The sequence below is a fragment of the Bordetella tumulicola genome (assembly GCF_054779135.1).
This window is the reverse complement of record NZ_BAAGYU010000006.1, coordinates 987,867-999,545: the sequence shown is the minus strand read 5'-3', so window position 1 is coordinate 999,545 and position 11,679 is coordinate 987,867. Positions and strand designations below refer to the sequence as shown.

The window sequence follows — 11,679 nt, the reverse complement described above, 5'->3', positions numbered from 1 at the left end:
ACCTGGATGACAAGACCACGTTGCGGGCCTATGCGGCCTTCGGGCTGCGTTATACGCCGGACAACACGCATCGCATTGACGCCAGTTTTGCGAATGCGACGGCGGATAACGGCACGTTCACCGACCGGGTGCGTTCGCCGGAGCTGCTGGGCAAGGTGGACTTGGGCTTGCAGATGTTCCGCGCGGGCGGGTTGGAGATCAAGGCGGGCTATAGCGCTGACTTCAGCAGCTCGTTCCTGAGTCAGTCGGCGAACATCCGACTGGGTTATTACTTCTGACTTCAAGGCAGGCCAATTCATGATGACGCATTCACTTCGCCACGCCGTCAATATCAGCGCGGATCACGCCAGGGTTCGGGAAGCGTTGACCACCGCCCGCGGCCTGGAGCACTGGACCGCGGCAAAGGTTTCCGATCAGGGTGCGGCAGGCGAGTGGTCCTTTAAACACCTTGATGGTCCGAGCTTCGTATGGAGGATCACATTGCCTGATGCCGATACGGTGGTCTGGACCTGCATCGCTGGTCCTGGCGATGCCGCGGGTACGACGGCGACCTTCCAACTGGCCAGCGCAGCCGATGGCCGGCTCCATCTGACGCTGGATCATGGCGGCTGGCCCCATCAAGAAGGCAACTTCGTCAAGTGCAACAGCCTGTGGGGCATGATGCTGCACAGGCTCCGCGATTATGCGGAGCAGCGGTAGGTTGACTGCTCCCTTCCCTAAAGGGAAAGGGATTCCCACTTCACAGAACCGAGCCATTGCGCATCAACACTCATGCACTCAGGTCTTACCGTTTCTCCATGGGCTAACACCGCCAGCCCGGCGGCTAATACGTTATGTGCTGCGTTGAGGTCGCGGTCGCGGTCGTGGTCTGTGCGGCAAGCCGAACAAGTCCAACGTCGCACTCTCAACGGCAGCTTCGGTGACACATATCCGCAAACGTGGCAACGCTTGCTCGGGCGTGGGATAGAACCGGAATCGGTAGACACGTTTGGTTTGGATGCCCAAGATACTATCCGCGCCAAACCAAATAACTGGATATTCATCCAGATAATCGCTCAAATCAGACCAATCCTGCAGCCTTACGGCTGCGCCCCTTTCCTCCCCGGCATGAATGCCGAGGTTTCTCGGAGTAATGGATGAATGGAATGTGCTATCAGGATTTCCGCGCGTTTCTTGCTGTTCTACGCGATCAAGGTGAGCTGGTCGATATCGACCGGCCGATCGCGTTGAAGTACGACGTTGCCAAGGCGCTTGCGAAAAGTAGTTCGGTCGACGGGCCGGCGCTGATGTTCCGGAACAACGGCACGGCCTTTCCGCTGGTTGCGGGTTTATTCGGCACGCGTCGGCGTGCCTTGATCGCGTTCGGCGCGGACGACCTGACGATTCATGACAGGGTGCGCAAAGGCATCGAACAACCCATCGGGCCGGTCGACTTCGAAGGCATACCGCCCTGCCAGGATGTCGTGCTTACCGGTGAGCAGATCGACTTGGCCAGACTACCCGTGCCCATCTACAGCCCCAAGGACGGCGGCCCGTATATTACGGCGGGGATCGTCATTTCCGAAAACCCGGAAACCGGCATTCCAGATATCGGGAATTACCGGTTTCAAATTCATGGACGCGACAGGATGGGCGTATTTTCGGCGCCCAATCACCGGTTCGGCAAGAATATGGCCAAGGCGACGCAGATGGGTGTGCCCCTGCATGGCGCGCTCGTCGTTGGCCTTGACCCAATGACGGCCCTGTCGTGCCAAGTGCAATCCAGCGACAAGACCAACGACTGGTTTGTCGCGGGCGGCCTACGGGGCGCGCCGGTCGCGTTGGCCAATGCCGTCACCAGCAGCCTGAAAGTGCCTGCCTATTCAGAGTTCGTCTTGGAATTTACAGTGGATACGGTGGACCAGCAGATGGAAGGCCCCCTTGGCGAATACACGGGTTATTACACCCCCGCCACCCTTAAACCTACCGCCAAGGTCACCGCGATTACGCATCGCAAGGATGCGATCTTCCAAGGACTGTTGACCGGCAAGCCGGTTACCGAGAACCATGTCCTGAAGCAGATACCGTTCGAGGCGTCGATCTTGCGCCAGCTCCAAACCCAGTTCCCGACCATACGGGACGTGGCGATTACGAGTTCCGGCGGCGTTCAAGTGTATGTGGTCATCGCGATCAGCCCCCGCTATGCGGGCGAGGCGCGGCAAGCGATTCTGGCCGCCATGGCGTCCAACCTGCATCCCAAATGGATTGTGGCCGTGGATCCCGATATCGACATCCGTAAGTCCGCCGAGGTGGAGTGGGCGATGTCATTTCGGGTCAAGCCCCGCCAGGACGTGTTTATTGTCGATGGCACGGCAGCCGCGCCGCTGGACCCCTATACCGACGGCGGCTATTCATCCGCAGTAGGTATCGACGCGACCCGCCCCTTTGGGGTCGAGTTTCCGGAAGTTTCCGAAGTACCCGGCTGGCGTGACTTTGACTTGCCGGAGATCGGAAGGCGGTAGTTCCCGGGCGCGTTTGCGCTTTGCGCTGTTTGTTAGTATCCCGCAATGCGCAACAATCGTACATTTTCAATTGAACATCAGGTGGCTCAGGCGCGCGTCATACTTGAACGGCATCTGGGGCCGAGCATCGTGGCAATTCACTTGTTCGGCTCGGCTGTTGATGGTGGGCTTCAGCCTTATAGCGATATTGACTTGCTTGTTACCGTGGACAAGCCTCCCGGCGCAACGGCGCGACATGAGCTCATGCGGGAACTGCTGACCGCCTCGTCCCCTCCAGGCGTATCCACTTCACTACGCGCACTTGAGGTCACTGTGCTGGTGCTTGCGAGCATCGTGCCTTGGCACTATCCCGCGAGGCGAGAGGTTCAATTTGGCGAGTGGCTGCGTGAAGATATTCTCGCGGGTGTTTTTGAGGCGCCGACCATAGACCATGACTTGGCTATTCTTATTGCGAAAGCCCGGGCACACAGTACCGCCATCGTCGGCCCTGCGGCCCACATTCTATTTCACCCGATACCACGAGCCGATCTTGAACGCGCGCTTCTGGATACCGTGGCGCAATGGAGCAAGCCTGAGGATTGGGCAGGCGATGAACGAAATATCGTGCTCGCCCTTGCCCGCGGTTGGTACACCGCCGTTACTGGCGACATCACGTCGAAGGACGCGGCTGCGACTTGGCTAATGGAGAAAATTGCACCTCGACATCAGCCTGTGTTGAGCAGGGCGCGCGCAAGTTACTTGGGGCAAGAGCAGGACAGCCTGAGCAATTATCCGGCTGACGTCGCAGGATTTATTGCCTACGCCAGAAGATCAATCGAGCAAATCTGCTCTGCGTGAAATGTCGCGTTGGGACAGGCTGCTGGCCCTCTCGCGTTAACGGCTGCTGGCCAATCGAATCCCCAATCCCACGAGTGCTGCGCCCATCAAGGCATCGACGACTCGGCTCACGCGTGCATAGACGGATCGCACGCGCCCCACGGAAAAAAATGCAGCAAGAGTCCCCAGCCACCCTGCCGTTATCAGGCCGACCATTGCGACCAGGCTGACATACACCCAGGTGGGTGCGTCGACCGGCAGTACGGTCACGAATAAGGTGGCAAAGAAGGTCGCTGTTTTCGGATTGGTGATGCCGACCATGAACCCTTGGCGCCACGCTTGCAGTGCTCCGACTCGCGGAGCGCCGTCCACGCGTGGTTCGCTGTTCCTGGCCCTGAAAGAGGCAATCAGCATCCGCGAGCCGAGGTAGATCAGGTAAGCCGCGCCGGCCAGACGGATGGTTTCATAGAGCCAGAACAATTCCTTGATCAGCAATCCAAATCCGAGGACAGCCAAGGTTGCCCAGATGACGACCGCGCAAGCGATGCCCAGGCCGACGAACATGCCGGATCGGCGGTCATTCAAGGCATTGGACGTGACGGCAACGAAGTCCGGCCCGGGACTGATGCAGGCCAGGAGAACGATGCCCGAGAGCGTGAGCAATTGAGGCAGGTATTCCATGAATCCAACTCGAGACGTGATTGATCGGAGCTCAGCGAATGCGCCAGCTGGGTATATGGAACCTTACCATTGCCTTAGCACCGATTGCGCATGGCGTCGGCCGTTGGATTGCACAACACACCGCGTACGGTCGAGCTAAAGCCGCAGGCCATTACGGACGTTGGCCTTTCAGCGACTGATTGGGCGTTCGTTTATCCTTGGCGCCTTAGGACGACATGCGTGGCCTTTTCCGATGCGGCGAATTCAACGCATTCGTATCCCAGAGCCCGCAAGTCAAGTCCATCGAACAGCGATTCCCCCCGGCCGAGCAGAACCGGCGCGATAGCGATATGCAGTTCGTCAATGAGGCCCTCACGAAGATACTGTCGGATGGTGTCCGGCCCACCACCGATCCGTACGTCTTTTCCGGCAGCGGTTTCGCGTGCGCGGTCGAGCGCCTCGCGAATGCCGCCTGTGATGAAGTGGAACGTCGTGCCACCTTCCATCTCGATGGAAGGGCGCGCATGATGGGTCAAGATGAAGGCTGGAACATGATACGGTGGGTTGTCTCCCCACCAGCCTTTCCAGGTAGTGTCCGGCCAGTCCCCGCGAATGGGGCCGAACATGTTCCTGCCAAGAATCCAGGCTCCGACATTCCGAAAGCCACGGGCCGCGAAATCGTCGTCAAGCCCAGTCGTACCGTCGTCCTTGCCGAACAAGGCCCGCTGGAACGTGCGTGTTGGGAATGCCCACGGGTGCAGTTCCGTTCCGCCAACGCCTAGCGGATTGTTGATGTCTTGATCCGGACCGGCTCCGTATCCGTCGAGCGAGATGGTGAAGCCCTCAACGCGAACTCGTGTCATCTTTGTCTCCGTGTAGAAAAAACTCGAACACGACCTGCTGCAAGAACAAACGACCTTTCAGGCCTCTTTAGGACCCGCGAGCTCACTCGCGAGAAGGGGTGAAGTACCCTCGAAAGCACGGTCACGGAGTTTTTTAACAGATTTTGCCCGAAGCGGACGCTCCACGACAGACAACATCCCGCCACTCACTCGGGAGTGCGTTTGTATGGCGAGAACGAGTTTAGTAATCTGAGCTGCCGGCTATCAGGGGTTTATATGTCAAGCACACTACCTACGTTACATCGGGAATTCGTGGAGCGGGTTCGCAGCGAAGTGCAGCGCGACCGGCGGTTAACGGCGTTGTTGGCTGGCGGTTCGTATATCCACGGGGGATTTGATGAACACTCAGACCTTGATTTCGTTGTCGTTGTAGAGGAAGAGTATTACAGCGAGGTCATGGCCTCGCGGCAAGAGATAGCGACGAGGGTCGGAGGGCTGTTGGCCGCGCTCAGTGGCGAGCATGTCGGAGAGCCGAGGCTGCTGATCTGCCTTTACGGGCCATCGCTGATACACGTCGATCTGAAGTTCGTGACGCCATCAAATCTGGACTGTCTAGTCGAGCGTCCCGCCGTGCTGTTCGCGCGTGATCGAGATCGACTCGAAGGTTATCTCAATGCAGCTGTTATCGCGTGGCCCAATGCATCGCCAGACTGGTTCGAACAGAGGGCGTGGATATGGCTCCATTACGGGGCGACAAAGCTGGCCCGCGGCGAGCTCTTTGAGGCGATCGGAATGTTGGGCTTTTTTCGAGATCAGGTGCTTGGCCCGATGCTACATCGCCGTGCAGGACACCCACAGCGTGGCGTGCGCAGAATCGAGATGATCGGGGGACTCTGCATCGAGCCGTTGGCAAACACGATCCCGACGTTTGATGCGGTATCGGTGCGCAACGCATACATGGCCGCAGTGGATTTGTACGTCGAACTTCGCGCTGATCAGCCCCCGAGTCAAACCGTCAAGTACATGCCGCAAGCGATTAGAAGCTATCTTGGGGCGAGTGCGTAAGCGGTTCCTTTGTTGGATCAGAGGGCACCACCTCGGTGGCCCATCCGCAATAGAGGCTGGTTCTGGCCGATGGCTGGCCCTGGTATTTGATGATACTTCCATCTCCGTACGGAACCCGCACTGAGCGATCGGCATGCGGGTTCACGTGCATGCCGATATCGAATAGGCAGTGGCCGCAAAAGCATTATGCGGCTCAGACCTTTCTCCACATAACTCTTCAAACAATAAGTCCGGTTCGCGTGACCGGCCATGCCACGTACTCAATCTGGCATCCCGTTATGGTCCCCTAGTGGTCTGGCAGGCCAGTCCACCCAGCGGTCCGCGAGGGTAGGTTCGTACGCTTCGTTGAGCGGGAAACGGACACGGTTGTCATCGCGTGGACGTTCCCCGATCACCATCAGCCGCACTTCGTTTTTCGTATTGTTAATGAAGGTGTGGCAGATTCCGGTGCCAGCCGGAAACGCGACGGAATCGCCTTCAGTAATGGGATGCAGTATGCCGTCGATCCACACCTCGGGCTCGCCCTCGAGCACGTACACAAACTCCTGCTCGGTACTTTCGGCATGCGGATATGACGTCCGTCGGCCGGGCAGAAGCCTGACATGATGAATGCCTATACGCGTGACGCCGAGTGCTGCGGAAAGCGGCGCGTCTAGCGCCATTGGCTCGGTATCGCCGGGATAGGTCTGCGCATCCGGTTCTTCGAGTTCAGTCCAGTGTTTGATGAAATCTGGCCGGCGCATTGGCTGTCCTCCTTTAGGTCAAGTATCGATAGTAGCGGTTGTGGATCGGACGTCAGCCCGCCGGTGTTTTCCGTGGGCTAGCGTCGCTGCGTACGACCCATTATTCGTTTCATGCATACTGGGAATGATGGCCTTCTATTGGACAGGTTCCAACGGCAAGGCCTATCTTTCGTCTCCAAGAGGTGGCCGATGTCACCCACAACAGGCTCCATCCAAAGGGGCAGGAGACGGTATGAACCAAACACGCCAGCCTATCCGCAGTGGCATGGGCCGTAGCACGCCCGACCAAATTTTCGTTCGAGGCCACGATCTGGTCCAGGATGTCATCGGCAAGCTCAATCTTGGCGATATGGCCTATCTGGAGATGACGGGGCGGCTGCCCGATGAGCATCAATCCCGCGTATTCAACGCCATTTTGGTCACGCTCGTGGAACACGGCATGACACCCATGGCGATTGCGACCCGACTTGTCTACCTGGGTGCACCGGAATCCCTGCAATCGGCGGTGGCGGCGGGTCTGTGCGGTATGGGGACGACCTTTGCCGGAACTGCCGAAGGCGCCGCCCGCATGCTGCAGGCGGGATGGGCGGATAACAGCAGCGAGGACGCCGACGCACTGGCCCGGAACATCGTGGCTGACTTTCGCAAGCGGGGCCTGTCCATCCCCGGCATAGGGCATAACCTGCACAAGCCGCACGACCCTCGCACAGCTCGTCTGTTTGAAGTCGCCACGGAAGAAGGCTACGCCGGGCGCTACGTGGCACTGATGACGGCCATTGGCCAACACGCGCAAGTCGCGTACGGCAAGCCGTTGCCGGTCAATGCGACGGGTGCCATCGGTGCCTTGTGTTGTGAACTCGGTTTTTCGTGGAAGGCAGCGCGCGGGGTCGCGGTGATCGGGCGGGCTGTCGGACTGGTGGGGCACTTGGTGGAAGAACAAGCCAATCCCATTGCGCGCGAGATCTGGCTGCGTACCGAAGAAGAAGCAAGCCGCCAGGATGAGACTGCGGTCGACACCGGCCGATAAGGAGGCCCCATGTTTATCAAAGCAAGGTGGTGCAAAGCTGTGGTGGCCCTGTGCCTGGTACTGACTGCACAGGCCGCGGAAGCAGAATGGCCGGATAAGCCTATTAGGTTCATTGTTCCCTACCCCGCCGGCGGGGGAACCGATATCGTGGCGCGTGCTGTCGGCAAGAAGATGGCCGATAGTCTTGGGCAACCCATCATCATCGAGAACCGGCCGGGTGCAAGCACCATCATCGGCACCGAGGTGGTGGCTAGGGCGGCGGGCGATGGTTACACCATTGGCCTGATCACCGATTCGCATGTGCTGAATCCCATTTTCTTTGGGAAAAAACTGCCTTACGACTCGAGCAAAGACTTCGCGCCGGTCAGCCAATTGGTATCCGTGCCGTTCATTCTGGTGGCAAATCCGAAGACCGGCGTGTCTACCGTCGGAGAGCTGATCGAGGCGGCCAAGACGCACCCTGGCAAGATTACTTACGCATCGATCGGCAATGGCACGCCGCACTACCTGGCCATGGAATGGGCCAGGGCGCTGGCCGATATCGACCTTGTGCATGTTCCCTACAAGGGCGTGGCGCCAGCGCTGGCCGACGTGGTGGGCGGACAGGTGGACGTGATGTTTACCGGCATGTCCTCGGGCTTGCCGCACGTGCGCGGTGGCCGCTTAAAAGGATTGGCCGTGTCCGGCCCGCAGCGCTCACCTATTGCGCCCGACTTGCCGACCGTGGCTGAGTCGGGGTTGGACGAGTTCGCATTCATGACGTGGTACGGCGTGGTGGCGCCGGCCTCGACGCCGCCAGAACTGGTGTCGCGGCTAAGCGCCGAGCTGCGCAAGGCGCTCGAAAGCCCAGAGATACAGGATCGGTTTCTTCAACTGGGTGTCGAGGCGGCGCCGTCCAGTCCTGCGGACTTTGCCAGCTTTATGGACAAGGAGTCGGTCAACTATGGCCGCATCATCAAACTGACCGGCGCGAAAGGTGAATAGTGGAATTGACTGATGAGCAGCGGCTTATCCGCGATACCGTACGCGCGCTAGCGCAGAAACAGTTTGCGCCGGTGGCGGCTCGTGCCGATAAAGAGTACCGGCCGCCGGTCGAGAATCTGAAGGTCCTGGCCGAGCATGGGTACACGGGAATTTTTTTGCCCGAGCGCTATGGCGGTGCGGGATTAGGGTTGCTGGAAACAGTCTTGGTCGTGGAGCAACTGGCGCGATCGTGCGCCAATACGGCCATGCTGTTTTCCTGCACAGATGGTGCCACGCCGCGCGCCATTTTGCAGATCGGATCGGAGGAGATCAAGCGCCGCTATCTTCCCGCTTTCGCGAAGGCGGAACTGTACGCCGCGTGGAGCATGTCCGAAGCGAATGCGGGTTCGGATGTGGGTAACGTGCAGACGCGGGCCGTCAGGCAGGGCGACCATTACGTGCTGAACGGCAGCAAGCTGTGGTGCAGCGCCGCCCAGGTGGCCGATGTGTTCCTGGTGCTGGTACGCCTGTCTGACGAGCCTGGCATGAAGGGTGTCGGTGCGGTACTAGTAGAGCGCGGCGCGGCGGGTTTCTCGGTGGGGCGTCATCTGGACTTGCTGGGCCTGCGCGGCACGGGCATGGCTGAACTGGTGTTTCAGGACTGCCGGGTACCAGCGGAAAGCCTATTGCTGCCCTCCGGCAGGATGAAGGATCTGCTGCAGGTGCTTGATGCCGATCGCATTACCGGGAATCCGCCTATTTGCCTGGGGCTGGCACAGGCCGCCCTGGCGCAGGCCGTGCAGCACCTGAAAGACCGGATCCAGTTCGGCCGACCCCTGGCCGACAACCAGGGGTTGCAATGGAAGCTGGCAGACATGGCGATGGATATCGAGGCGGCGCGTGCGCTGGTTTATGGGGCGGCCGTTGGCCTGGACCAGGGGCGACATTCGGTTGCGCAGGTGTCCATCGCCAAGACCTACGCCAACGAAATGGCGGTAAGAGTCACGAATCAGGCCATGCAACTGGCCGGTGCCTATGGGCTGTCTGAAGAGTACCCCTTCGAGCGGTATTTCCGCGATGCGCGCGGCATGTCCATCGGCTACGGAACGACAGAGATTCATCGCAATTCGATTGCGCGCGAAATACTGAAAGGCAATTACCTGACCTGACCCGGACGAGGATTCCATGCATTCCAATATCGAACTGATCGAAGCGGCGGATGGCCGCTCATTCCAGGCCTACATCAGCAAGCCGGCGCGTCCCAACGGACATGCGGTAATCGTTTTGCAGGAGATCTTCGGCGTGACGGCCACGATCCGCCAGGTGGCCGATCATTATGCGGAGGAGGGCTACCTGGCGCTGGCTCCGGACCTGTTCTGGCGTATCGAACCAGGTGTTGAGTTGGGCCACGACAAGGCCGGCGTGGCGCGTGCCTTTGAATACCTGCAACGTTTCGACGAACTGGCGGGCATTGAGGACATCGGCCGCACGGTGGAGCATGTTCGCACTATGGAGGGCTTTCATGGCCGAGTGGCGGTGATTGGGCTGTGCATGGGCGGGAAGCTGGCTTATCGGGCGGCCGCAAAGCTTCCGATTGATGCCGCCGTGGCTTTCTATGGCGTTGGAATAGAAAAGAATCTGGACGAAGCGGCTGCGTTGCAGTGCCCATTGATGTTGCACTATGGCGACCTCGACCGCTATGCGCCGCCGGAAGCCGTCGATCTGATCGAGGCGGCGTTGCCCGCGGCGCCGCGCGCAGTGTTGCATCGCTATCCGCAGGCCGATCACGGTTTCTATACCCGCGGTGCGGCGCAGGATGCCGACTTGGCGCATGCACGCACGCAGCGATTCCTGGTGTCGGTGCTGGGGGTGGATCAATGAAGGTCCTGCAGGGCGTCCGGATATTGGATCTGGGAAATTTCATTACCGCACCACTGGCCGGCATGCTGCTGGGTGAGTTGGGCGCCGACGTGATCAAGGTCGAGCGGCCCATTACCGGCGATCCGTTCCGTGCGTTCAAGGGCGGGTTGTACAGCCCGCAATTCCAGGCGCACAACCGGAACAAGCGTAGCCTGTCATTGGACTATGCGCGGCCTGAAGGGCTGGCGGTACTGGATCGGCTTGTCGCTGGGGCCGATGCCATCATCCTGAATATGCGTCCTGGCGTGGAAGAAAAGTTGGGGCTGGGCGCACAACGGCTGCAGACGCTCAATCCGCGTCTGGTGTATTGCGCGATCACGGGGTTCGGGGCAACCGGCCCTTATGCGACCCGGCCTGCCTACGACAACGTGGGGCAGGCCGCCTCGGGCTGGTTGTCCATGTTTCACGATGGGCCGGATCCCAAGGTGGCAGGTCCGGCGGTGTCGGACGCGGCCGCCGGTATCTATGCCGGGTTGGGCATACTGGGCGCGCTGGTCGAGCGTGCGCGTACCGGCCGGGGACGCAAGGTCGAGGTCAGCATGCTGGAAGCGATGATCGCGATGGCATGCGAACCGCTGGGGTCGATGCTGGCTACTGGTCAAGTCCCTTCCTTGTACAGCCGAGCGGCAATGTCTCAGTCTTATGTGGTGACCTGCCGCGACCAGCGCCGGATCGGGCTGCACTTGTCTTCACCCGAGAAGTTCTGGCGTGGCTTGGTGGCGGGCATCGATCGCCCCGATCTATTGATCGCTTACCCGACGCGCACCGAACGCGTCGACCGCTACGTCGAACTGGCCGCGACACTGGCGGCGGTGTTTGCGGAGCAGGATCGCGAGTATTGGGTTCCTCGCCTCGAACAGCATGACGTTCCGTTCACGCCCGAACGCCGGTTAGACGAACTGGCGGACGATCCGCAGGTTCGTCACCAGGGCGTGTTCTATGACCAGGTTCATCCGCGTCATGGCACCTTGCGTGCCGCGCACCGGCCCATCCGGTTCGACGGCGACAACCGTAGTGATTTTCTGCCTCCGCCCGATTTGGGCGAGCACACCGACGATGTGCTGCACGAGGCAGGCCTGTCAGATGAAGAGTTGTGGGATCTGCGCCAAACCGGCGTTGTCTGAACAGCTTTGAAAGGGGAG

At 59.8% G+C, this 11,679-nt stretch carries 14 protein-coding genes; 10 read left to right on the top strand and 4 right to left on the bottom strand.

Annotated elements, in window-relative coordinates:
• Together ACYVDM_RS08390 and ACYVDM_RS08385 are read left to right on the top strand one after the other, a co-directional pair.
• Positions 1–278: hypothetical protein (locus ACYVDM_RS08390; RefSeq protein ID WP_460475338.1), on the top strand; the 278-nt coding region annotated here is incomplete at its 5' end.
• A gap of 19 nt (positions 279–297) precedes the next feature.
• Entirely contained in the window at positions 298–699 is a 402-nt protein-coding gene (locus ACYVDM_RS08385; RefSeq protein ID WP_415792102.1) for an SRPBCC domain-containing protein, read from the top strand.
• A gap of 17 nt (positions 700–716) precedes the next feature.
• On the opposite strand, the gene ACYVDM_RS08380 is transcribed toward ACYVDM_RS08385, so the two are convergent.
• Positions 717–1,043: a zinc ribbon domain-containing protein gene (locus tag ACYVDM_RS08380; protein ID WP_415792101.1), complete on the bottom strand. Its 327-nt coding sequence runs from the start codon at positions 1,041–1,043 to the stop codon at positions 717–719.
• Between the two features lie 93 nt (positions 1,044–1,136).
• Here ACYVDM_RS08380 and ACYVDM_RS08375 point away from each other — a divergent pair, with 93 nt between their 5' ends.
• Positions 1,137–2,501 (top strand): UbiD family decarboxylase, encoded by a 1,365-nt coding sequence (locus ACYVDM_RS08375; protein ID WP_415792100.1) that lies wholly within the window; start codon positions 1,137–1,139, stop codon positions 2,499–2,501.
• Positions 2,502–2,546: 45 nt separating this feature from the next.
• Positions 2,547–3,338, top strand: a complete 792-nt coding sequence (locus tag ACYVDM_RS08370; protein ID WP_415792099.1) for an aminoglycoside adenylyltransferase family protein — start codon at positions 2,547–2,549, stop codon at positions 3,336–3,338.
• Between the two features lie 36 nt (positions 3,339–3,374).
• Here ACYVDM_RS08370 and ACYVDM_RS08365 read toward each other — a convergent pair whose 3' ends face one another.
• On the bottom strand, positions 3,375–3,998 hold the full coding sequence (locus ACYVDM_RS08365) for a LysE family translocator (RefSeq protein ID WP_415792098.1): 624 nt from the start codon (positions 3,996–3,998) through the stop codon (positions 3,375–3,377).
• Between the two features lie 191 nt (positions 3,999–4,189).
• Complete coding sequence (locus tag ACYVDM_RS08360; RefSeq protein ID WP_415792097.1) at positions 4,190–4,840, bottom strand: dihydrofolate reductase family protein; 651 nt, start codon at positions 4,838–4,840, stop codon at positions 4,190–4,192.
• A gap of 255 nt (positions 4,841–5,095) precedes the next feature.
• On the opposite strand from ACYVDM_RS08360, the gene ACYVDM_RS08355 reads away from it, so the two are divergent.
• On the top strand, positions 5,096–5,884 hold the full coding sequence (locus tag ACYVDM_RS08355) for a nucleotidyltransferase domain-containing protein (protein ID WP_415792096.1): 789 nt from the start codon (positions 5,096–5,098) through the stop codon (positions 5,882–5,884).
• Positions 5,885–6,144: 260 nt separating this feature from the next.
• On the opposite strand, the gene ACYVDM_RS08350 is transcribed toward ACYVDM_RS08355, so the two are convergent.
• Positions 6,145–6,627: a cupin domain-containing protein gene (locus ACYVDM_RS08350; RefSeq protein WP_415792095.1), complete on the bottom strand. Its 483-nt coding sequence runs from the start codon at positions 6,625–6,627 to the stop codon at positions 6,145–6,147.
• 232 nt (positions 6,628–6,859) lie between these two features.
• Here ACYVDM_RS08350 and ACYVDM_RS08345 point away from each other — a divergent pair, with 232 nt between their 5' ends.
• Genes ACYVDM_RS08345 through ACYVDM_RS08325 form a run of 5 tightly spaced genes read left to right on the top strand, consistent with a single transcriptional unit; the run spans position 6,860 to position 11,661 of the window.
• Positions 6,860–7,654 (top strand): citryl-CoA lyase, encoded by a 795-nt coding sequence (locus ACYVDM_RS08345; protein ID WP_415792094.1) that lies wholly within the window; start codon positions 6,860–6,862, stop codon positions 7,652–7,654.
• Positions 7,655–7,663: 9 nt separating this feature from the next.
• Positions 7,664–8,638, top strand: a complete 975-nt coding sequence (locus ACYVDM_RS08340) for a Bug family tripartite tricarboxylate transporter substrate binding protein (RefSeq protein WP_415792093.1) — start codon at positions 7,664–7,666, stop codon at positions 8,636–8,638.
• A complete protein-coding gene (locus ACYVDM_RS08335) occupies positions 8,638–9,786 on the top strand; it encodes an acyl-CoA dehydrogenase family protein (RefSeq protein WP_415792092.1) in 1,149 nt (382 codons plus the stop codon). The genes ACYVDM_RS08340 and ACYVDM_RS08335 overlap by 1 nt, the downstream gene beginning before the upstream one ends.
• 16 nt (positions 9,787–9,802) lie before the next feature.
• Positions 9,803–10,498 (top strand): dienelactone hydrolase family protein, encoded by a 696-nt coding sequence (locus ACYVDM_RS08330; RefSeq protein WP_415792091.1) that lies wholly within the window; start codon positions 9,803–9,805, stop codon positions 10,496–10,498.
• Positions 10,495–11,661, top strand: a complete 1,167-nt coding sequence (locus ACYVDM_RS08325; protein ID WP_415792090.1) for a CaiB/BaiF CoA transferase family protein — start codon at positions 10,495–10,497, stop codon at positions 11,659–11,661. The genes ACYVDM_RS08330 and ACYVDM_RS08325 overlap by 4 nt, the downstream gene beginning before the upstream one ends.
• Positions 11,662–11,679: the final 18 nt, after the last annotated feature.